Below are 22,144 nucleotides of genomic sequence, written 5' to 3'. Positions count from 1 at the left end.
GCATGGCTACACTCGCTTTAAAACAGATTCGTAAAACGTACCGCAACGCCGAGATTGAGACCCTGAAGGGGATTGATATCAGCATTGATTCCGGTGAATTCCTGATCCTGGTTGGCCCTTCCGGCTGCGGCAAATCCACCCTGATGAATACCATTGCCGGGCTGGAAAATATCTCCTCCGGCGAGATTCTGATTGATGGTGTCGATGTCGCCCAGGTGGAACCGAAAGATCGTGATATCGCCATGGTGTTCCAGTCTTATGCCCTGTATCCCAATATGACGGTGCGGGACAACATCGCTTTTGGTCTCAAAATCCGCAAGCTGGACAAAGCCAGAATTGCGCAGGAAGTGGATCGGGTTGCCGCTATGCTGCAGATTGATCACCTGCTGGATCGCAAACCGGCGCAACTGTCAGGCGGCCAGCGCCAGCGTGTGGCGATGGGGCGGGCACTGGCGCGTCAGCCTAAGCTGTATCTGTTCGATGAGCCGTTGTCGAACCTGGACGCCAAGCTGCGGGTTGAAATGCGCACCCAGATCAAACGTCTGCATCAGCAACTGGGCACCACCATAGTGTATGTGACCCATGATCAGATAGAAGCCATGACCCTGGCCGATCGCATTGCGGTGATGAAAGATGGCGAACTGCAGCAACTGGGCACCCCCAAAGAAATTTACAACCAGCCCAATAACATGTTTGTCGCCGGTTTTATGGGCTCGCCGTCAATGAATTTTATTCAGGCCAAAGTGGAGCACGATGCCCAGGACAAGCCGGTTGCCAGCGTGACAGTGGCGGGAGAGCCGCACCTGCTTGCCCTGCCCGCCGCGCTGCGTGAACGCGATGGCCAGTCGATTGTGATTGGCCTGCGTCCGGAAAACATCACTGAGCAGCTGGTGGAAGGCGAGGGCTGTACCACGCTGCCGCTGACGGTGGATGTGCTGGAACCGACAGGCCCGGACACCATTGCCATGGTCACCATGAACGGTCAGGAAGTGGCGTGCCGCATTTCACCGGACTATGAGGCTAAGGTCGGCGAAACCATGCCTTTCCACATCGATCTGTCAAAAGCGGTGTTTTTCGACGCGCAATCCCAGCAACGCATCATCTGATTTTTTGGGGAAGGCTCACTTGAGCTGTTTTGCCCGCTCTGGTCTGTGCCGGAGCGGGCTTTTTTGTCTGAAATCAGTGTTGAAAACGCAGCATGACACAATGAAATAGTCCAGAAATACAAGGCTCTTGTTTACGTTAGACGTCATGGTTGTCGGGAAAATGTGTCACATAGGAGCTTGTTAAAATTTCGGGCGCTTGAGAGTTTACGCTTTATAACTTCTGCACGATTCATATTCTTACTGTGATTTGAGTCATGCTGCCTGAAAAACCGTCAAAGTGTCAGTGCTATCCGGTGAATCCACAGCCTTCACTGTCATTTTGTCATCTGTCTGATATTTCATCAAAGTGCTATTTTAATGTCTTGTTTCTACGTGGTTTTTATCCCTGTTAGGTGTTGCTGCCGTCATGGGCAGTAATAGAAGAGGCGATGAGTATGCGCTATGAGTTAATTGAATCACACAGGTTGTCGCTGAGTGACTTACATCGGGTTCTCAGCCCAGACATTGCGATGTGGCACATTCGGGGCGAATTCGGTATTAATGTTAAAGGTGTCGATGGGCTGCCGCTGCAAGACGGACAATCACGCGATGACATTCTCCGCAAAATTCAGAGTGGCGATCTGCTTGTGCTGGGGGACAGAGGCGACTTGTATGATGCTTCAGGTAATCTGAAATCGCATTTACCTTTCGGATTTTCCAGTCGAATTAGGTCTTTGCAGAGAACTGCACGGCCAACCCGGCACGTTAAGGCGAATTACGCTCCCTTCGATCCAGATACAAATATGTACGAGGCGGTATCTGAGGTCGCCTCGCGTGCCGTTGGCGCCGGTAAGCAGTTCGTAAACGATTTTGTCAGGCACCAGGCTGCCCAATTAGGCGAACACCTGGCCGATGAAGGTGTTATTGTTGCCACCAGCACGGAAACTGGGAAAATATTGAGTCCGGAAGAGTTATCTCAGGCATATATTGATAATGGCCAAGAAATGTATGCCATTGAAGGGGAGCTGGAACTGCAGGGGGCTGAGACGCTCAAGCGTTACGAGAGCTATCAGGCGATGGTTCCCATTGTCAGTGCAGCTGCTGGGGGTTATAAGGGCATCTTCAAGCTCGCAAAAGACCCTCAGATACTGTCTGATTTGCTGGAAGCTGCTCTGCGCGACGCACGGAGTATACCTGAAGCACTGGGACAGCTCGGAATGGAGCATGCCAAGCACCGATTGGAGATCGCCACTCATCCGGATTTTGTCAATCGATATCATGGACCGGACTGTATTGGCCTGGACAAGAATTGCGCCCTGGTTGAGATAGAGAGCAAGGGAACAACCGGATCGAGCCGGACTGTCTCCTTAAACACCCAGGGCATGAAGCAAGGTTCAGCTGACAAGAATATGTATCGTGGCCAGCAGATGCGTCAGAAGCGTCATAAAATAGGACTGGACAGCAATCGGCAGGGTGGACCCTACCGGGAAGATGAAATTGGGTTATGGCGTGACATCTACTCATTGAACGGAGAGAAACGTCATATCCTTGTGAACACAGATGTTTCTACGGGTAAAGTCCGCGTATACGAGCAGGATGTCGATGGTAATATTCTCCATACGTTGGATGAATTCGTGATCGAGGGATTTGCTGAAGCCAAATCAGTGATCAGTAAACTATTTTAGTGGGTTAATTTATGAAGCAGCCGACAGCGGAACAAATCCAGGAATGGATAGACGACGCACACTATGACATCGAGAGCCAGAAACGGCGTCTCAAGGAAGGGTTTCGCGAGAAACATAATCTGACATTGGAAAGGTTTTTTCGGGCTAGGGGCCTGTATTATCGCGATATGGCCCTCGGTCACGCCATGCTTGGCGAACGACCGCAAGCGGAAGAGGCGCTGACAGAATCCATCCGGTACCTCGCACTCCCTTACAGGATGGCCTACGATGAGACCTGCGAGCATCGCGACCAGGCTGTACCGCCTGAGAAAAGCGGCACGATCGGTATTCCTCAGACAAACAGTCTTCTTCTGGCCATGGCGGCACTCGACAACGATGAAATCAATGCCGAGTTGATCCCCTTTGTTCAACTTGCTGAACGTTATGAAAAAGATCAGGAGCTTATGGAAATGGTGCAAACCATCAGGGCTCTGCAGGTGATGCTATCTCGGGGAGAGGACAGCTTAAGCGCGTCGATTCTCAAGACGGCACTGGACCATAGCAAGAGTCACCCGATTAAGGGTGCAGGCTGGCGAAGAAGGACCTACACGATTAACCTGACGCTCTGGTCAGTGCTGCAGCGCCAGCAGGAGACATTTGACGAAGCGCTAAAGCTGTTCCTGAAAGACTATGAGACTGAGTCGAGAGGTGAAAACCGTGATTTGGCGTTTGCTTATGCCAGCCTGGAGGCTGTGGGCATGATCAAACTGGCCCGGCGGTATGGTTTGAAGTATGAAGGTGACCATCCATTGATCCCTGCGGCGCTACTTTGATTCATGTGATGCAAAAATAATCTCAGTAAAACATTACTTGGCCGCTATGTGCGGCTTTATTGTATAAGAACACGGAAGTTAACCGCAGAGTCAAATAAGGAGCACAGAGTATGAAACCCCGAATCAGTGTCCTGACACTCGGTGTGGATGAGCTTGAGAAAGCGGTGCGCTTTTACCGGGACGGCATGGGGCTGCACACAGACGGCATTGTCGGCCAGGAATTCGAGCGCGGTGCGGTAGCCTTTTTCGATTTGCAGTCGGGGCTCAGGCTGGCGCTCTGGCCGCGCAGCAGTATCGCACAGGATACCGGCTTGCTTAAGTCAGAGTCTTCACCCACAGGGTTTACGCTGGGGCACAATGTCGGTTCGAAAGCAGAGGTCGACAGTGTCATGAAACAAGCTGAATCTGCCGGTGCCACTGTGATCAAAACCGCGCAGGATACTTTCTGGGGCGGCTACGCCGGCTATTTTCAGGATCCGGACCAGCATGTGTGGGAAGTGGTGTGGAATCCGCATTTTCTGCCAGATGAAGAAGTATAACGATAACCAAGGATATACCGTGAAACACATCGACAATGATGAGCAATACTACAACCAAACCTTCGATAAGCTGTCGCTTTCTTTATATGAGTTTGCAGACGTTGAATTTGAAGACTGCGAATTCAACGACTGTAATTTTACCGAAGCCGTATTCAAAAACTGTAAGTTCATCAATTGCCAGTTTCATCAATGTAACCTGAGTTTGCTGAAGATCCCGCACACACGTTTTTTCGACGTTAGTTTTCTGGAATGCAAACTGGTAGGTATCGACTGGACACAGGCCAACTGGCCCTCGTTTAATATCGATCATGAATTGCGGTTCCGAAAATGCATTATCAATGACGCTTCCTTTTTCGGCCTGACATTGAATGAGCTCAGGCTGGACGATTGCAAGCTGCACGATGTCGACTTCAGGGAAGGCGACTATAAAGACTCTGTCATGACCTTCTGCGATTTTACCCACAGCCTGTTTATGCGTTCCGATTTACGACGGGTCGATTTCACTGAATCCACCCACTACAACATTCACGTGCTCGACAATCAGGTTGAAGGTGCCAAATTCTCCCGTTTTGAAGCGTTACATCTGCTGGAAAGCTTGGGCATCGAGCTGGTGGACTAGCCTGGCTTGAGGGCGATTTTCAATCCACTGATTAGATGAAATGAGACAAACTGTTCACATTTTCATGTAACAAAAGTTATTGCAATCAGGTTTGTCGATGCAGATATGAAAATAGATGTATCATGACGCTTTTATGACAATGTGTTTTTTTCTTCGCTTTTATCATGTACCGCCTTTGAGGGTGGTTGAACGTTATCTGGCTGACACCGGACATGTCGGCCGTGGTTCATCGTCTGACGTTTGTTTTTTTGATGAAAGTTTGGAGAGAAAATGAAAAAGCACCTTGTTTTAACTATGTCATGTTTGATTGCAGCACTTCAGGCCGGTTCGGTTCTCGCAGCTGAGAATCCACACTGGAGCTATAGCGGGCACGATGGCCCCAAGCATTGGTCGACACTGGATCCTGAATTTAAGGTCTGTGCCACTGGCAAAAATCAGTCCCCGATTGATGTAACCGCTGCCGTTGCAGGCGCCCTAGCGCCGCTGGTAATCAGTTACCAGCCTTCTGGTGCCAGTGTAATCAACGATGGTCACACAGTGCAGGTCAATTATCAGACCGGCAGCTATATCACGCTTGATGGCGAGCCGTTTGAGCTGAAGCAGTTTCACTTTCACACCCCCAGTGAAAATCTGATCCGGGGTGAGTCTTTTCCGTTGGAAGGGCATTTTGTCCATGCTGATAAAAACGGCAGCCTGGCTGTGATTGCAGTGATGTTTAAAGAAGGCAACGCCAATCACGCACTGGCTTCGATCTGGCCGCACATTCCGGCACAGGTTGGGGCAACGGCGGCGCTGAAACAGCCAGTCGATGCCAGCCAGCTTCTTCCCGCACAACAGGATTATTATCGCTTCAGCGGCTCGCTGACCACACCGCCCTGCTCGGAAGGGGTGCGCTGGCTGGTGATGAAAGCGCCTCAGTCACTATCGGCCAGTCAGATAACCGAGCTGATGAAAATCATGAAGCACAGCAATAACCGTCCTGTGCAGCCGCTGAATGGCCGTGTGGTGGTGGCTTCATAAATTAGCATTTCTGGTCTCGTTACAGATAAAAGTGACAATAACCGGCCAGATGAACCGGTTATTGTCAGAGGTAAATCGTTATCGGCAGGGCTTTTTACTGTGATTATTTGAGTACAGCTTTGATCGCCGCTTCGGCGCAGGCTACATCCAGGTGACCACCAGGCGCGCCACCTACTCCAATGGCCGCGACGACCTGATTATTGATATTAACGGGCAGGCCGCCAGCCAGGAACAGTAAATTGTCATCCATGTCTTTCAGCGGTGCCATCAGCGGCTTATCGTTCACCAGCGTCATCAGGTTCGCCGTCGGTTGCTTCATGCTGACCGCAGTGAAGGCTTTCTTGCGCGAGCTGTCCAGGGTGTGCGGTCCGGCATTATTCTGGCGCAGTTGTGCCAATACCCGGCCTGAGCGGTCAACCACAGTGGCAGTGACGGCATAGTTATCTTTGGCGCACTGCGCAACAGCGGCTTGTGCCAGTTCAAAAGCGGTGCCGGACTCAAGCTGGGTCTCGGCAACTGTGGTTGCTGCGGATGCAGACGCGGCGAAGACAGAGAATGCCAGGCAAAGCTGAGGTGCGAGAGTTTTCATGTCATATCCTTTGATGGGATGGGGGAATGACGCTACTTTACTGGGTCTCAATTGCCGCAGACTTGCCCGAAGATTACCAAACTGTAATCATCAGGCCATGATCCGTCATGGTATTATCTGTGGTTTGGCTAACACGGGCGCACTCAGGAATAAGCATGCATATCTTGGTGATAGAAGACGAACCCTCTATTCGTGAGTTTGTACGGCAGGGGCTGGAAGAACTGGATTTTCAGGTCACAGTGTGCGCCGATGGCAAGCTGGGGTATCAGCTTGCCAGCCAGGAAAGTTATGATTTGATCATTCTTGATTTGATGCTGCCCGTCATGGATGGCATGGCGATTTTGCGGCAATTACGGGGCGAAGGGCATTCAACTCCGGTGCTTATTCTCAGTGCCCGTCATTCGGTCGATGAACGGGTGCTGGGGTTACAGTCCGGTGCCGATGATTATCTGGTCAAGCCATTCGCGTTTGCCGAGCTGGCGGCTCGCTGTCAGACTTTGCTCAGGCGTCAGAGCGCGGCTTCAGGTACGGATGTCCTCAGTTATCAGGGGCTGACGCTGGACTTATTGTCGCGGGAAGCCCGGCGGGACGGCGTGCTGATTGCATTGAAACCCAGGGAGTTTTCTTTGCTGAAATTGCTGATGACCCAGCCGGGGCGGGTGCTATCAAAAACCGTGATTCTGGAGCAGGTCTGGGGCTTTCAGTTTGACCCGCAGACCAATGTGGTGGATGTACTTATCTGCCGTCTGCGCAGAAAAATCGACAAAGGCTATGCGACGCCGCTGCTGCACACAATTCGCGGAGTGGGTTATGTGCTCAGACATCAGGGCTGAACAGGCTACACGTGGTGCCCAGCGTGCACTGTTCCGCCGTTTTTTGCTGACATTGTTGGTCTGCTTTTTGCTGATAGTGACTGTGATGGCGCTGGTGCTGACTTGTCAGCTGGATTATCAGGAAAGGAAGCTGCTCGAATCGTACGGGCAGGAATACCAGCGCATCCTCACTTTTGAGTCAGATACTAAATTCGAGCACGTGGTGGTCAGTAATCCCAACCGACTGATTGAAAACGCCGTCAGTGTATCAAAAGAGACGATTACGGGTCAGCTTGAATGGGTCAGCGGCGCAGAGCTGACAGTATTGCCAGACGGCCCCTCGGCCTACCGGTTAGCGAATCGTTTGTGGTATCACTTATTCAGTGATGCCCCTTATCTTACTCTTGAACTCAGCGGTAAACCGGCCCGCTACTGGCTGGTGATGGATGGTGGCCCGCGGCGCAGTCAGTTACTCAGGCAGGGCAGTTGGCTGATTGTGGCGCTGGCTGTTATGGTTGCTGTGATGTCACTGGTGGTCTGGCAGTTACTGAGCCGCACACTCTTGCCTTTGCATAATCTGGCCAAAAGCGTGGATCAGATCAGCAACGGCTCTTTGGATGCCATGCTGGATACTGATCTGCCGCCTCCTGAAGCCAAAGGGCAGTTCGGGCAGCTCAGCCGGAGCGTGCAGCAGGTGATGAATCGTCTGAAGGAGGCCGTCCGGGGAATGGATAATACCGTGGATGCGATTGCTCATGATGTCAGAACACCGCTATCCCGTATCATACTGACCACAGAAGCCGCGCTCAGCGAACACAGCGGCAAACAGGAGAGTGAGCAGTCACAACATAAACTGGCCGCCGCGTTATCAGACTGTGCGGAATCAGCACAAAAAGCCAGTCAGATGCTCACTACCCTGATGCGTATTCATGATGAGCAGGTCGGCCGTCATCCCTGCCAGTTGGCGTCGGTTAATCTGGCATCGTTACTGACCGAAGTCGCCGCATGGTATGAGGAAGTGGCCGAAGATGCCGGTATGACGCTGAATGCGTCGGCCCTTCAGCCAGTGCTACTGCAGTCCGATCCTAAACGCCTGACACAAATCGCCGTTAACTTGCTGGATAACAGTCTGAAATACAGCCAGCCCGGCGGTGAAATCACTCTGCTGTGCGGCGAAGAGGATGATGAGGTGTGGTTCAGTGTCCGGGATCAGGGGATCGGGATTGCACCAGCGCATCAGAGTCTGATTTTTCAGCGTCTGTACCGGGTGGAAGCGAGCCGTCATCAGCCCGGCTACGGTCTGGGTTTGCCGTTCGTAGCGGCTATGGTTAAGACCTTGCAGGGACATATCACACTGGATTCAGCGCCGGGCAAAGGCAGCCGCTTTACCGTCCGGCTGCCCAAAGCGCTGGCAGCTGGAGCTATCAGTCCCGCTCAGCGTCAGTGAATTTGCTTCGCAATAGTCTTCGAGAGACAGAGCTTTTCTGCAATAAGACCCAGAAACGTTCAGGTTTCGGTGCTGTCACCTGTGCCATATCCTCAATACTGTAGCCCCTCTCAAACAAGTGGCTTGCACCTTCCCGTCGTAAGTCGTGGTAACGCCAATCCTCAATCCCGAAGCTGTTCCTGACACGCTGAAAGCAGCGAGGACTTTAAGGGATTACCTAAACGATTTTTTGCTTGGGGAGTGACGATCCCCAGGGCCTAATCCAAAAGCAGTCATATTAAAACCCGTGGCCACAATGTGGACGCACACTAGTTTTAGTCAAGTTAAAACAGCAGCTTACGTTTAAAAACAAGGCCCATTATGGGCCTTTACGCGTTTAGTGGCTGGCTTTTGATGGCTCTCTGAAATAGGAATTCCAGTAATACAGCGCATAGTTAGCACCAACCCAGCACATCAGCAGGGTCGCGACGCTGATTTCGATCACGCCTGCCAGGTTGAGGTATTTTGACAACGCATGATCATCCGGCAGCCACTCTGTCAGTCGGTGCATAGCCACGGCGCTGATCACCGAAGGAAAGGTAATCGCTGCCATAGAAGGCTGGAACCTGTATTTGAGGATGTCGATATAGCACAGGTAGACAAAGATCGTCATCGTGATGCCAATGCCTGCCAGCGCACCGGTAAGAATAGGATCGGGGCTTGCCAGATTCGTCAGGTACGCCGTCAGCGACAGGTTCACCGGGGCGGCCATAATGGTCAGAGTGGGGCGAGCGACCCGGGGCAGGCGACCGGCAAAGCACAAGCGGTACAGCACCACGGGTAGCATAAAGAAGTAAATTGCCACACAGACATTGGTCATAAAAATGGAAAATTCAGCGTGACCGAGTTGTGAGCCTGCCAGCGTGCCACTGATAGCGCCAACGGGATAAAGGAACCAGCTCGGATACAAATGTATCATGCGGAATTTATTAATCTGAAAACTGAAAAACAACATCATCATGGTGAGGTGCAATACCAGTGCCGGATACCACAGAATACGGGCGCTGGCAGGGTGAACACCTGCCAGATAATCGGCCAGCACCAGCATTGTCATCGACATAGGCGCCATCAGGCTGCCGTACAGCGGATGGTGCAAATCTGAAAAGAACAGCTTGGGATTGAGCAGGTATTTCATCACCACAGGAATGAGCAGGCAGGCGCCGATCAGCGCACAAACAGAGCGGACTTGGATACCAAATTCAGGATAAAACAGTGACCAGGCAAGCCCGGTGCCTGTAATGGCTAACGCCAGAGCTGCCTGGGCGGTGGGGACCTGAATAAATGCTTTGCCGAGTGCCACAATTTCTCCTCTTTTTCTGTCCTGCTAGCAGGTGTTGACCCTGAAGTTAAGCGGAGGATTCTACACTATATAGTGAAAAAAGGATGCTGCTTGCTGACTGTTATTGAGCGGTTTGCCAGTCGTTTGGGCTGCCTGTGAAAAGCGGATACTTGTCAGGAAAATTTATCCGAAAATTGCTGCAAAAGTTGCGAAATACAGGATTTGATCCCATAGTAATAGTGAAGCGTGTGAAGTGAGAGAGTTTCATGCTCTAGCTTCTGGAGGATTAAGCTGTTCTTCGATACTCTCATGTTCCTGCTTCTTGGTTGTTTCCGGCTTCAGAGGACGCAACCGCTAAAGCACCAAGACACTAAGACGGTGAAAACTTAGTGTTACAATTTGGAATGCAACAACACAAGACAATTAGTACTTCTTCGCCAAATAACCAGAATGCTCGATTGAAATGAATGACGATTATCGAGTACGGCATACTCAACGTAATGAGTGGCGAAGCCCGCGTTAAGAAAGGCCCTCAGTGTGCTGAGTAGGTAGACTGAAGGTAGTAAAAGAGTACACAAGCCGCACGCAACGTGCGGCTTTTCTTTTGCGCGTTATGGCTGGAAATTGCCATCAAATCCCTGTTTTCACTTGTCTTCAAACAAGATCACAATGAGTCGCGCGGGCCATGCGCACTATAGGCGAGAAATCGCAGTTCTTGAAATGTCACGATGCTGGTGGCAGCAGGCGCGGGCGAACAGAAAAAAATGAAAAAGTGTCGTGCCAAAGCCATGAAAAGGGTCATCTCCATTCGCACCCGCCAATGGAGATGACGGAGTGAAGTCCCAGATCTTCGGGGTTCAGACAGTGAGATCTTTGATCTTGTCGCTTGGCCCATTCTTCTGTACCGACTTTATACCGTTGTCAGCACCGGACTTGGATTTGTACATCTCACTGCTGCCAATAACCTGGTGGTTTTTGGCCTTGAGATTGAAGTGGAATTGACCGTTTGCGGCTTCTTTTAGTTCGTACTGCTCAGCATTGGGAGAATTCGTCTGAACAGACTTGATCCCGTTATTGGCTGCCGCCTTGGTGGTATACATTTCACTTTTGAGGATAACCTCGCCATTCGCCGCCTTCAGTACAAAATAAATCTGATCATTTTTTGCTTTTTTCAGCTCATAACTGCCCATGTCCAACTCCTTGTTGTGTCGTGAATTTAGATAAAGATTAGTCCTGTTTTCACAAAAAAGAGTGATATTTGTCGTAGAGTGGCAGTTACTCGACTGTTCGCGGTTGTAAACACCGAAAAAGCAGAAAGGAAAAGTTGTCAGACAGCTTTACACCATCTGCAAAGAAGCGTGTTGGAAGGATGGTTCATGCGACAAACCATCCTTAATTAGTATTCAGCATTACAGTGCAGATTGGATCATCAGAACCAGAGGCCCGCCGGTTTCAGTAACGCCAGGCTCAATCAGACATTGCAGCAGGTTCGGCGTAGTCAGAATGATTTCTTCTATGACTCGGCTACCAAGAAAAAGCCCCTCTGTGACAGTCGCATTGACAGTGTAGGTTTGCGTACTCAAAGTCGTGGTGATGATGACATCATCACTGGACCAGCTCATGATGCTGTATTGGCCATTATCCCAGTCAATTCTCTGAGAGCCTGCTGTCTCTTCACCAATTAAGGTCAGGCAAGATGCCTCGCTGATTGCAGAACCTACCGTGATACCTGATGTGATGTTATGGCTGTTAGGCAAACAGGTACTGTAACGATCAATCCAGGATAGTTGAACTTCTTGTGGTGTCATTAGTAAGCCTGGACTGTAACTAGTCTCTGCTGTCCCGATACAGGAAAGAAACGGGGTTTCTGCCTGGCTCGCTGCAGTGAAAAAGATACTCAAAATTGAAAAGAGCACAGGTAGTAAATATTTGGTGGGAAGGAAGAGTGAGGGTTTCATTGATATCTCCTTGTGTATGAGGATGCAGGCATCGATGTTAATAATTTTAGGTGTGATTTGATGTGTTGGATGAGTTTGTGCCTTTTCATTTCAGGCGGTTTCGTTTTTCACGCATCGCGGCGCGCTAGATCAGGACATTCTCCGGCAAAAAAAGATTCATAATTTTGACGTAAAAGGCATTTGCATTTTTTAAACGACTGTTTTGGAAAGAAGAAAAAAGTTTATCCACAAAAACAGTGGGTAACTTTGGGGATGACGGGTGCCGTAGTCGGCGATTATTTCATCGGTTGAGTGAGGGTATTGAGGGTAAGCGTAATATTGGCTTTTCCGGTTCTCTAAGTGTATCGATTAGCGGGTTTTTATACTTGTCCTACACTTGTAATCAGTCGTTTTTCAACAAGATGAGGATAATCGCATGAAAGTAACGGCAGTGCTGGGAACCGCAGCGATACTGGCAGGTGCACTGATGGCACCGGTTGTGGTTGCCGATGAAGGCAAAGCAGTGCGTTATAAAGTAGATGGCGCTGAGTACGAGGGTTACTACATTTCACCGGCCAAAGATGCGCCGCTGGTATTGATGATTCATGATTGGGATGGCCTGACCGATTATGAAGTTAAACGGGCGCAGATGCTGGCAGATAAAGGGTATGCGGTGTTCGCGGCTGACTTGTTTGGTGCCGGTGTTCGTCCGGAGAAAGTGGAAGACCGGAGGAAGCTGACCGGCGAGCTATATCAGAACCGCGATAAAATGCGCAGTCTGATGCAAGGGGCGATGGCACAAGCCAGGCAGATTGGCGGCAATACCGCAAATGCGGTGGCAATGGGATATTGTTTCGGTGGCGCCGCAGTATTAGAGCTGGCCCGCTCCGGGGCAGACATGAAAGGCTTTGTCAGTTTCCACGGTGGCCTCGATACACCGGAAGGCCAGAATTACAGCCAGACGAAAGGCAATGTACTGGTGTTCCATGGCGCGGCCGACACCTCGGTGACTATGGAGGATTTTGTCAATTTGAATAAAACGCTCGAAGGCGCAGGCATTGACAATGAGATGATAGTTTACAGCGGAGCACCTCATGCTTTCACTGTTTTCGGATCGGAACGTTACCGTGAAGACGCCGATAAAAAATCCTGGCAACGTTTTCTGGAATACCTGAGTGAACAGCGGTAACTTATTGCTCTTAAATTAATTTCTGTGAAATAACAATAATGGGGCAGAATATTCTGCCCCGCCGATTGAGGGCTTTCTATGTTATGTGTAACAACACCGGATGTGGCACATCGTCCCATTAAAGAAGTACTGGGGACTGTCAGTGGCAGCGTAGTGCAATCCAAGCATGTCGGCCGCGATATTATGGCGGGCTTCAAATCCATTTTTGGTGGGGAAATCCGTGGTTATACTCAAATGCTGGTGGAAGCCCGTGAAGAAGCCATGCACAGAGCCATCGCTGAGGCTGAACATATGGGAGCGGATGCCATTGTGAATATGCGCTTTACAACCAGCACTATCATGCAAGGGGCATCTGAGATTCTGGTGTACGGCACAGCGGTCAGGCTGAGCTGATCTCGTTTTACCTTCCTATTGAGTTCCGATTCTGGCTAGTTTTGCCCGGCCAGAGGCGTACACTTAGCGCATGGATGAAGAGTGGCGTGATTTACGAAATTGCGTCTGCGTAATACAGGCTGAGTGTATGAGTTTATCGCCAACCCAGTGTCAGCAGGCCAGACTGGCCAAAGATCCCCGTTATGACGGGCTGTTTTTTACTGCGGTGAAAACCACCGGCATATACTGCCGTTCGGTATGCCCGGCGCCTGCACCAAAAGAAGTGAATGTGGAATACTACCGCACCGCCATTGAAGCGGCTCAGGCTGGCTACCGCCCTTGCCTGCGCTGCCGTCCGGACAGTGCTCCTGGTTCCCCGGCATGGCTGGGAACCGGGGCGACAGTGCAGCGTGCTTTGTCACTGCTGGATGAAGGGGCATTGATGTCTCAGTCCACCGAGCATCTTGCGGCTCGCCTGGGCGTGACCGACCGTTATCTGCGTCAGTTGGTGACTCAGGCCACAGGGCTTTCTCCCAAAGCTTACAGCCTGTATCAGCAATGCCTGATGGCAAAAAAACTCCTGCATGAAACCCGGTTGCCCGTCACAGAAGTGGCGTTTGCCAGTGGTTTTCACAGCGTGCGCCGGTTCAACGACTGTTTTCAGAAGCAGTTTTCGCTTTCACCTTCCCAATTGCGTAAACAGGGTAGAGCCGAACAAGGGGCGGGGCAGGGCATTCGTCTGCAACTGGCCTACCGGCCGCCTTATGACTGGCGACAAGTGCAGGGCTTTTATGCCGCCCGGCTTATTCCAGGGCTGGAGTGGCAAACAGAAAACAGCTACGGCCGCACTTTTTATTCGCGTACAGGTGATGCGACTAGACATTATCAGGGACACTTTACTGCAACTCACTGCCCTGAAAAATGCTGTTTCGATGTAGATATTCAGATTGATAACCTCAGTGGGCTGATACCTGTGATCCGAAACATCCGTCGCTGCCTGGACCTGGATGCAGACAGTGAGCGTATCGCAAACGCGATTTGTCAGGCGACCCTGTCCATGCCTGCCTCACAACCGGATGCAGGAATACGCCTACCCGGTATCTGGAGTCCGTTTGAAGCCGGTATGCGTGCGGTATTGGGGCAACAGGTATCGGTGAAAGCGGCGCGGAACCTGGTGGAAAAACTGGTCGCGCTGAATCCGGACAGCGGCGAGGATCTCAAGTATTTCCCCACGCCAGCTCAGGTGCTTGAGATGGATTTACAACAACTTGGTATGCCACAGAAACGCAGGGAAACCCTGAAAAATCTGGCCGGTTTTGCCCAGACACACCCGCTCGGTATGGATGCCCCTGAGAAAGAAATGCTGGCGCTGCCCGGGATTGGCCCCTGGACGGTACATTACATGCGTATGCGGGGTCACAGCGACCCGGATATCTTTCTTTCAGGTGATTTAGGTGTGAAGAAAGCGCTGGCGGCACTGGATAATCCGGTTGATGAAACCGCCGCCGCCCCCTGGCGCAGTTACCTCACTTTGTATTTATGGAGTTTGTTATGACCTCAACCACGACGCGCACTATCCAGCGATTCCGGCAACGGATTGATACACCGATTGGCTGGCTGGCCGTGGTCGCCGATCATCAGGCCATCACGACCATTGAGTTCGATGCACAGCCCGCCCCTGACGATGTCAGTAACGCCGTCACCGAGTTGGGTGTGCAGCAACTGAACGAGTATTTCGCCGGTCAGCGCAAGCACTTTGACTTACCTCTTTCCATGCCGGGCACCGCTTTTCAGCGCGAGGTCTGGCAGGCACTCACGGATGTGCCTTTTGGTGTCACCTGCTCTTATTCAGATGTTGCGCTGCAAATCGCCCGGCCTAAAGCCGTCCGGGCCGTGGGCGCCGCAAATGGCAAGAATCCAATCCCTATCGTGGTGCCTTGCCACCGGATTATCGGCCGCTCCGGCACCCTGACCGGCTATGCTGGCGGGCTGGATAAAAAACGCTGGCTGCTTGAGCATGAAGGATTAAGTATCAAGGCGTAATTTACAATGTAAATGGGGCGGTGCTCGCCCCTTATGTTGTCTTTGCGCGGCTTTTTATTCAATGAACTGCATGTCTGGTTCAAAAAACGAGAAAATTTTCCAACTTCTTGGCAAGTCTGGTCTTGCCAATCCGGTAACATACTGATTTATAAAGCGCTGGTTATTGGCGCGAAAATTGCTGGAATCCCTGAATTAAACAGCATTCAATCAAGACGAGCGTCAGTATGGCAGATCCCAAGTTTCCTTACCCACCCCGGCATTCCATGTTCTGGGATGACCACCAATACACCTACGATGAAGCAAAAGCCTTGTATGAACAGGGAACAGTTGCCCGTTTCTGTACCAGAGAGTCGTATTTTCATAGAAGGTTAAAGAGAAATGGAACAGGTTAGCAGGCCAGGGCGAGAGCACGAGTTAATAAATTGTAAAATCACTACTTAAATAGCATGTGTGGAGCTATAAGAAGAGTGATTTTTAGCCATCTACCACAGGTTCTAAACATATGAGTTGTTCAATAATTGTTCGGATGTTTCGAGAGAATTTATTAGTGGGCAAAAAGTGAGCATACGTGCTCTCACCCTGGTTAGCAGGCCATTAACGAAAGTTCAGGTGCCAACAGAAGAAGAAGTCCAGGAACTGTATAACAAGATAAAGTCTGATCCGGATAAGATTGAGTGGGAAGTTATAACTTCTGATCAAGCTTATCCAAGTCGGCGAAAATATTATATTGCTTGTACAACGGTATTGTTTGTTTTATTAATGTTTATGATTAATCTATTCGTATCATCATTTGATGTAGTTGAGACTATAACGCATCCTCTCACGTGGATGATGTCAGGTGCTGCAGTATTTGCAAATCTCACCATTGGAAGAATAACAATGTTTCCATTGTTTCGGTATCATTACATCTTAAGCCGGTATGGTCTGATTACTGAAGATCATGTTCATTCATCAAAAACAGGAAACGTTATTCTAAGACAGTTGCTGGCTGTTGCCGCTGTTGCCGCTGTTGGCTCACTGGCGGCGGTGTTTATCATTGGTCCGTCGGCGTTAGCGGGTTTTGCGGGACTGGGGGTGACCTGGCTGGTATTGAGTGGAACGAACTTAGACAAGTATATGCTGTCGCAGCAGGGTGAGAGCACGTATGCTCACTTTTTGCTCACTAATAAATTCTCTCGAAACATCCGAACAATTATTGAACAACTCATATGTTTAGAACCTGTGGTAGATGGCTAAAAATCACTCTTCTTATAGCTCCACACATGCTATTTAAGTAGTGATTTTACAATTTATTAACTCGTGCTCTCGCCCTGGCTGTCGCAGCGGGTCAGTAAGCATGAAGATATTTTTTTCTTACGGGAACACAATGATTATGACGAGCCAAGAGATTATTTTTTGATTCATCATAGGTATTGCAGTTTTAATGAAACAGAAGAGAGTGAAATTGAATTAATTGAGTATGACTTTTTTGCAACGAGTATATTTTATGAAAAAGGAAAGAATTCATCATTAATAAACTTAATGAATTTCATCCCTATGGGAAAATACCTTCTGAGAAAATAGATTTATTCTCGGGGGCAGTTAGGTTTTTCCCACCAGAAGACGTTATTGAATTAGAAGCACAAACCTCACCGCATCGTGATGATGCTGAGCAATGCAGTTAATCGTTTTCTTCATTGAAAAGCGCCCTGTCAGTGAACAAATTGACAAGGCGCACATGATACCAACATGTTGTCTCAGCTTTAATGGATCAACCCTTAACCGGCTCTGCATCCGGTAAAGACAGCACCAAAATGGCGGCAAAGACCAGGAAGCCTGTCATCATCATGAACACATCGTTATACGCCATGATGTAGGCGTCGGTTTGCATGCTTTGTGCCAGGCTGGCTTTGGCTTTCAGCATCGCGGTTGTTGGATCTGTACCCTGTTGCAGATAATGCCCGGCTTGCTGTGCCAGTTGATGCCACGCGTCATTACTGACGCTGGGTAAGCTTGCCTTGATGTGAGCCAGATGTTCCCGCGCTTTGTTGTCCAGCATGGTGGCTATCAGTGCGATGCTGAAAGCGCCGCCCAGGTTACGTAACACATTGGTGATGGTCGAGGCATCCGGTGTCTGGTGCTTTTGTATGGTCTGCATCGCGACCAGCGACAGCGGCACAATGATAAAGGGGCTGCCAATGGCTCTCAGTAACATCGACAGTATCATCTGCTGTCCGCCAAAATCCTGATTCATATGGGTATTCACATAACAGCTGATGCCGAACATGATGAAACCAAATGCCACCAGAAACTTGGGCTTAACAACTTGCGTCAGTTTGGGGATCAGAGGGAAAAGCAATAATTGAGGAAACCCCATCCACATCAGTACTTTCCCGATCTCCAGCGCGTTGTACTGATGGATCTGCGTCAGATACATGGGCAGAACAAAAATGGAACCCAGCAGTGCCATGCCCAGGATCAGATAAGCCAGCCCTGACATTGCAAAGTGCGGATTAGTGAGCAACCTCAGGTTCACCAGGGGTCTGGGATGCCGCAGTTCATTGATAACGAACGCCACTAAGCTCAGAACGGCGATAACGGTTAGCCCTATGATAAAGTGCGAACTGAACCACTCTTCCCGGTTTCCTTCTTCCAGCATGACTTCCAGACAGCCTAAGCCGACCGCCATGGTCGCGATGCCAGCCCAGTCGGCATTTTTCAGGCTGCTGATATTCATTGGCTGATCATCCAGACCATAGCGAAGCATGGCCAGCATCAGTAAAGCCGGAGGCAGGTTGATGTAAAAAATGTAATGCCACGACAGATGCTCTGTCAGCCAGCCACCCAGAGTCGGGCCGATAGACGGCGCGAAAGTGGCCGTGACGCCGAACATCGCCATACCTATGGCCCGTTTATGAACCGGTAACAGCTGGACCACCAGTGAAAATGCCATCGGAATCAGCGCGCCGCCACTGAAGCCCTGCATGGCGCGAAAGGCAATCATTGAGCTCATACTCCAGGCGATGGAGCACAGCAGCGAGGACACAGTGAAAATCACCGTTGTGCCAATCAGGTAGCGTCGAGCCCCCAATGCCGTTGATAACCATCCGCTCAGGGGAATCGCGATCATTTCTGCCACCAGATACGAGGTGGAAATCCACGAACTTTCATCCAGGGTGGCGGACAGCGCGCCCTGAATATCTTTCAGGGATGAGTTGGTGATCTGAATATCAAGGATCGCCATAAACGCGCCCAGCATTCCGCCCAGCAGGGCAATCCAGTGCCGGAGCGGGACGTCATTCTCGGAGCGCTGATCAAGGGCTGGATTTGTCTGAGGCAGGGCCTGTTCACTCATGAGCGACCTCAACACTTGCCAGTGTTTCAGTTCCCTGCGCTGACTGTGAGCGGGTATCTATGGTCGCAACCACAGACAGGCCCGGCAGTAGCTGACCGGCGAGCTGCTCAGGGTGTGGGATCACAATTTTGACCGGCACCCGCTGAACAATTTTGGTGAAGTTGCCTGTGGCATTCTCGGGCGGCAGTAACGCAAACTTTGCCCCGGTGGCGGGCGAAAAGCTGTCGACAACACCGTCCAGAGTCTGGCCCGGATAGGCATCCAGCTCAAATTCCACATGTTGTCCCTGATGAATACTGGCAAGCTGAGTTTCTTTAAAATTGGCTTCAATCCAGACTTCCCGGGTAGGCACCAGACTGAGCAGCGGCATGCCCGGCTGGACATACAGTCCGATTCTCAGGCTGCGTTTGCCGACAATGCCGTCAACCGGGGCATAAATACGGGTGTAACTGAGATCGAGCTCCGCCTGTTTGACCTGCACCATGGCTTCCTGTATCGAAGCTTCCGCCTGACCTTTCTGGCTGTTCAGGACCAGAAGCTGATCTTTTGCCGCCTGCAGGCTGGCCTTTGCGGCTTCTAGTTCGGCAGCACTGACTTTCAGGTGTGAGCTGGCATCGTCGACTTCATCCTGAGACGAATAGTTTTTTGCCAGCAGGGAACGGGCGCGGCTGTCTTGCTGCGTTGCACGTTCCAGCTCTGCCTGCGCCGAGCTGACCTGGCTGGCCGACTGGCGAATCACGGTTTTCTGCAGCGCAAACTGGGCATTAAGGTGGGCGACTGCAGCTTGTGTCACAACCAGGTTGGCCTTGGCCTTTTCCAGCGCGGCCTGATAGTCACGATCGTCAATGGTGGCCAGCAGTTGCCCTGCTTCGACTCTGTCGTTATCGCTGACATAGGTTGCCTGGATATAGCCGGCCACTTTGGGGCTGATGTTGGTGATCTCACCCTGTAAATAGGCATTGTCTGTGGTTTCAAAATAGCGGCCGTAGCCGTACCAGTAGCTTCCCACCGACACGGCGATAAGACCCAGCGTCAGCGTTGCAATAAGAGGAAGGCGTGTAGATGTTTTAGAAGCTTGCTCGGTCATGAGAATTCGTATTGTTGTGATTTATGTTTGGGCATGAATTGTAAAAAATTATGAATTGGTTTATTAGATAGGAAAAATCGAAAACACTGTTGCGGATTTTTCACTAATGGTGGTGTTGCTTGTGGTTTTCGTGCAGGTTGCTTTCTGATGAATGGATGGTGGAATGGATTTAAATGCAATGGTGATGTTCGCTCAGGTGGTTGAGTGCGGGAGTTTTACGCAGGCCGCTGAGGCAATGGATATGACTAAGTCGACGATCAGCAGGAAAATTGCGGATCTGGAGAAAGATTTGGCGGTACGCCTGCTGACCCGCAGCACCCGCAATCTGGTGCTGACCCATGAAGGGGAAGCGTTTTATCAGTCGTGCCGTCAGGTGGTTGAAATTGCGAACCAGGCTGAGCTTGAAGTCACGGCAAATCAGGATTTGATCAGAGGCAGGCTGAATGTGGTGATGCCAGTCGAGGTCGGGCAGAAAGTGTTCGGTAAGAGTATCAACGCATTTTTGAAACAGTACCCGCATGTCAGCCTGCACCTTGAGTTAAGCAACCGGGAAGTTGATCTGATTGCTGAAGGGGTCGATCTGTATGTGCAGGTGGGCGACATTAACGATTCCGGTATGGTGGCAAGACCGTTTCATTCGTCGCGGCGGATCCTGGTTGCCAGCCCTGACTATCTCGCGTTGAACGGAAACATTGAGTCGCCGGCGGATTTGGCTGCGCCTCACCATCAGATCAAAATCTATAATGCCGTGAAGATACCGAATTGGGCGCTGGAAAAAGACGGACATCAGGTACAGATTGAACTGCCGTACCGTTTCAGGGTAAACACTATCACCTCGGCAATGTCTGCCTGCCTGGACGGACTGGGTATTGCCTTGTTGCCGGAGTTTATCTGTCGGGAACACATTGACCGTGGTGAACTGATACAGATACTGCCAGGCTGGGTGTCGCCGGTTGTGCCGATCAGCTTTGTTTACCCGCAGCGGGATTTGATACCGAACCGGCTTCGTCTGTTTATTGATTACTTGCTTGAGCGCTTTGAGGTGATCACCAGCGTTGCCGATAGCCAAGAGTAATCGCCACATCCGGGCTGTTATCCATATTGAATACATTTTCAGTGAGGACCAGCTCCAGCACGCTGGTGGGAAAATGGTAGCGGTATCCTGCCAGAATCTCGTTTGAGGCTTGTGACAGGGCCGAGGTGGCTTCTGACACACCTTCGTAAAAATGGTATTCCAGCAACACTCTGTGAGGGCCATTGAACTGATACTGCCAGCCTGCAGCTGCAGCATAGGTCAGCGTGTTATAAGGAATAAGTGCCGCCGGATTATGGCGATAAACTCCGCCAAACATGGCGTGAAAGCGATGGCGGTCCAGGTGATAGCTGTAGTTAAGCTGTAAGGCCTGCTCCAGGTTATGGTTATGGAACGGGCCGGAGTCTACATAGTTGTAATACAGGGAGGCGCCGATAGACAGCGCTTCCCTTGGGCGATCCAGTATCTGCCAGCCGCTGTACAGGGTCAGTGTTCGTGTCAGCGTTTCGCCTTTGAAATCTGAATACTCTACCCCGTATTCAGGGATAGAAATATCAAAGCTGTGCCTGGGCACATCCTCACGGCCGTTCAGGCTTATGCCGAACAGGTTATGAAAACCAAACGTCAGGTTATCTAAGTGGCTGTCCAGAGCAATTCGCCAGCTGGCGTCCAGCTCCAGTTGCCAGCCGGCTGTGACTTGCCACATTAATCCGGTGCTGAACGTCGACTGATAGTAGTCGGCCCGGTACTCAGGGGTTTCTGCCCAGATACTGGCCGTGGCCGCCGTGGCGTAAAATTCCAGTGACTCTTCGGGTAACGCAAAGCCGCTCCTGAGCTGCGGGCTCAGGCTGTTGGACTGGAGGGGCGATTGGGCATAGGTTTTCAGCGGCCCGAAATCCTGCGGACTTGGCGGCGCTGCGAAGGCTGTGTGCCAAATAGACAAGCCAATGACGAGAGTGCCTGTTACTGCCGGATACTGAAAGCATATCATTCATTTCTCCGGGTGCCGGATAATCCGTTTTTTATCGTGCCTGATTGCTATCGTATACCGCTAAGCTGTTGTGCAATATAACCAATCTGTCACTATAGTCATGGGATAAATTTAGTCATGAGATAGATACAGTCATCAGATAAAGTCAGGATTAAATTTACTTGCGATAAGAGCAGTATAAGTTAAGTCTTGTGTGCAATTTGCCTCACAATTGCAACCCTCAGGCGGAGAA

At 50.6% G+C, this 22,144-nt stretch carries 22 protein-coding genes and 1 pseudogene; 15 read left to right on the top strand and 8 right to left on the bottom strand.

What is annotated here, in order from left to right; all coding sequences use genetic code 11:
- Positions 1–2 precede the first annotated feature (2 nt).
- From Q4491_RS09520 to Q4491_RS09495, 6 genes are all read left to right on the top strand, one after another.
- Positions 3–1,106 (top strand): ABC transporter ATP-binding protein, encoded by a 1,104-nt coding sequence (locus Q4491_RS09520; protein WP_303456935.1) that lies wholly within the window; start codon positions 3–5, stop codon positions 1,104–1,106.
- Between the two features lie 434 nt (positions 1,107–1,540).
- Positions 1,541–2,770 (top strand): hypothetical protein, encoded by a 1,230-nt coding sequence (locus Q4491_RS09515; protein ID WP_303456932.1) that lies wholly within the window; start codon positions 1,541–1,543, stop codon positions 2,768–2,770.
- An 11-nt stretch (positions 2,771–2,781) separates the two neighbouring features.
- Positions 2,782–3,582: a hypothetical protein gene (locus tag Q4491_RS09510; RefSeq protein ID WP_303456929.1), complete on the top strand. Its 801-nt coding sequence runs from the start codon at positions 2,782–2,784 to the stop codon at positions 3,580–3,582.
- Between the two features lie 110 nt (positions 3,583–3,692).
- Positions 3,693–4,121, top strand: a complete 429-nt coding sequence (locus tag Q4491_RS09505; protein WP_303456926.1) for a VOC family protein — start codon at positions 3,693–3,695, stop codon at positions 4,119–4,121.
- Between the two features lie 19 nt (positions 4,122–4,140).
- On the top strand, positions 4,141–4,740 hold the full coding sequence (locus Q4491_RS09500; RefSeq protein WP_303456923.1) for a pentapeptide repeat-containing protein: 600 nt from the start codon (positions 4,141–4,143) through the stop codon (positions 4,738–4,740).
- Positions 4,741–5,010: 270 nt separating this feature from the next.
- The gene (locus Q4491_RS09495; RefSeq protein WP_303456920.1) at positions 5,011–5,760 is read left to right on the top strand and encodes a carbonic anhydrase; all 750 of its coding nucleotides are present in this window, start codon (positions 5,011–5,013) and stop codon (positions 5,758–5,760) included.
- Between the two features lie 103 nt (positions 5,761–5,863).
- On the opposite strand, the gene Q4491_RS09490 is transcribed toward Q4491_RS09495, so the two are convergent.
- Positions 5,864–6,349, bottom strand: a complete 486-nt coding sequence (locus Q4491_RS09490; RefSeq protein WP_303456917.1) for a heme-binding protein — start codon at positions 6,347–6,349, stop codon at positions 5,864–5,866.
- A gap of 155 nt (positions 6,350–6,504) precedes the next feature.
- Between Q4491_RS09490 and Q4491_RS09485 the strand changes: the two genes are divergently transcribed.
- Positions 6,505–7,182 (top strand): response regulator transcription factor, encoded by a 678-nt coding sequence (locus Q4491_RS09485; RefSeq protein ID WP_218384940.1) that lies wholly within the window; start codon positions 6,505–6,507, stop codon positions 7,180–7,182.
- Positions 7,160–8,608: a sensor histidine kinase KdpD gene (locus Q4491_RS09480; protein WP_303456914.1), complete on the top strand. Its 1,449-nt coding sequence runs from the start codon at positions 7,160–7,162 to the stop codon at positions 8,606–8,608. The genes Q4491_RS09485 and Q4491_RS09480 overlap by 23 nt, the downstream gene beginning before the upstream one ends.
- 73 nt (positions 8,609–8,681) lie before the next feature.
- On the opposite strand, the pseudogene Q4491_RS09475 reads toward Q4491_RS09480, so the two are convergent.
- From Q4491_RS09475 to Q4491_RS09460, 4 genes and pseudogenes are all read right to left on the bottom strand, one after another.
- Positions 8,682–8,801 (bottom strand): annotated as a pseudogene (locus Q4491_RS09475) (site-specific integrase); the annotation flags it as partial.
- 183 nt (positions 8,802–8,984) lie between these two features.
- Positions 8,985–9,950: a TDT family transporter gene (locus Q4491_RS09470; RefSeq protein WP_192017285.1), complete on the bottom strand. Its 966-nt coding sequence runs from the start codon at positions 9,948–9,950 to the stop codon at positions 8,985–8,987.
- 833 nt (positions 9,951–10,783) lie between these two features.
- Complete coding sequence (locus Q4491_RS09465) at positions 10,784–11,116, bottom strand: YegP family protein (RefSeq protein WP_218384934.1); 333 nt, start codon at positions 11,114–11,116, stop codon at positions 10,784–10,786.
- A 219-nt stretch (positions 11,117–11,335) separates the two neighbouring features.
- A complete protein-coding gene (locus tag Q4491_RS09460; RefSeq protein WP_303456907.1) occupies positions 11,336–11,734 on the bottom strand; it encodes a hypothetical protein in 399 nt (132 codons plus the stop codon).
- 616 nt (positions 11,735–12,350) lie between these two features.
- Here Q4491_RS09460 and Q4491_RS09455 point away from each other — a divergent pair.
- The 6 genes from Q4491_RS09455 to Q4491_RS09430 all read left to right on the top strand — a co-directional run bounded on the left by Q4491_RS09455 (position 12,351) and on the right by Q4491_RS09430 (position 16,703).
- On the top strand, positions 12,351–13,052 hold the full coding sequence (locus Q4491_RS09455; protein ID WP_303457035.1) for a dienelactone hydrolase family protein: 702 nt from the start codon (positions 12,351–12,353) through the stop codon (positions 13,050–13,052).
- A gap of 78 nt (positions 13,053–13,130) precedes the next feature.
- Positions 13,131–13,445: a YbjQ family protein gene (locus Q4491_RS09450; RefSeq protein WP_046221044.1), complete on the top strand. Its 315-nt coding sequence runs from the start codon at positions 13,131–13,133 to the stop codon at positions 13,443–13,445.
- Between the two features lie 127 nt (positions 13,446–13,572).
- Positions 13,573–14,979 carry a DNA-3-methyladenine glycosylase 2 family protein gene (locus tag Q4491_RS09445; RefSeq protein ID WP_303456893.1) on the top strand — a complete coding sequence of 469 codons (1,407 nt, stop codon included), beginning with the start codon at positions 13,573–13,575 and terminating at the stop codon, positions 14,977–14,979.
- Positions 14,976–15,467 (top strand): methylated-DNA--[protein]-cysteine S-methyltransferase, encoded by a 492-nt coding sequence (locus tag Q4491_RS09440; RefSeq protein WP_218384836.1) that lies wholly within the window; start codon positions 14,976–14,978, stop codon positions 15,465–15,467. The genes Q4491_RS09445 and Q4491_RS09440 overlap by 4 nt, the downstream gene beginning before the upstream one ends.
- 33 nt (positions 15,468–15,500) lie before the next feature.
- Positions 15,501–15,839, top strand: coding sequence for a hypothetical protein (locus tag Q4491_RS09435; protein ID WP_303456889.1), 339 nt, complete (start codon positions 15,501–15,503; stop codon positions 15,837–15,839).
- A gap of 237 nt (positions 15,840–16,076) precedes the next feature.
- Positions 16,077–16,703: a hypothetical protein gene (locus tag Q4491_RS09430; protein ID WP_303456885.1), complete on the top strand. Its 627-nt coding sequence runs from the start codon at positions 16,077–16,079 to the stop codon at positions 16,701–16,703.
- Positions 16,704–17,217: 514 nt separating this feature from the next.
- Here the strand turns inward: Q4491_RS09430 and Q4491_RS09425 are convergent.
- The gene (locus tag Q4491_RS09425; RefSeq protein WP_303456882.1) at positions 17,218–18,801 is read right to left on the bottom strand and encodes a DHA2 family efflux MFS transporter permease subunit; all 1,584 of its coding nucleotides are present in this window, start codon (positions 18,799–18,801) and stop codon (positions 17,218–17,220) included.
- Positions 18,794–19,888 (bottom strand): HlyD family secretion protein, encoded by a 1,095-nt coding sequence (locus Q4491_RS09420; protein WP_303456880.1) that lies wholly within the window; start codon positions 19,886–19,888, stop codon positions 18,794–18,796. Before Q4491_RS09420 ends, Q4491_RS09425 begins: the two co-directional genes overlap by 8 nt.
- A 163-nt stretch (positions 19,889–20,051) precedes the next feature.
- Here Q4491_RS09420 and Q4491_RS09415 point away from each other — a divergent pair, with 163 nt between their 5' ends.
- Positions 20,052–20,963, top strand: a complete 912-nt coding sequence (locus Q4491_RS09415) for a LysR family transcriptional regulator (RefSeq protein WP_303456877.1) — start codon at positions 20,052–20,054, stop codon at positions 20,961–20,963.
- On the opposite strand, the gene Q4491_RS09410 is transcribed toward Q4491_RS09415, so the two are convergent.
- Positions 20,935–21,912: a DUF3187 family protein gene (locus Q4491_RS09410; protein ID WP_192017227.1), complete on the bottom strand. Its 978-nt coding sequence runs from the start codon at positions 21,910–21,912 to the stop codon at positions 20,935–20,937. The two genes, Q4491_RS09415 and Q4491_RS09410, sit on opposite strands and share 29 nt — an antisense overlap.
- Positions 21,913–22,144: the final 232 nt, after the last annotated feature.

Source organism: Photobacterium sp. 2_MG-2023 (assembly GCF_030547675.1).
Classification (GTDB): domain Bacteria; phylum Pseudomonadota; class Gammaproteobacteria; order Enterobacterales; family Vibrionaceae; genus Photobacterium; species Photobacterium arenosum.
Note: the sequence above shows the minus strand (reverse complement) of the source record. Positions and strands in the feature narration are given on the sequence as shown.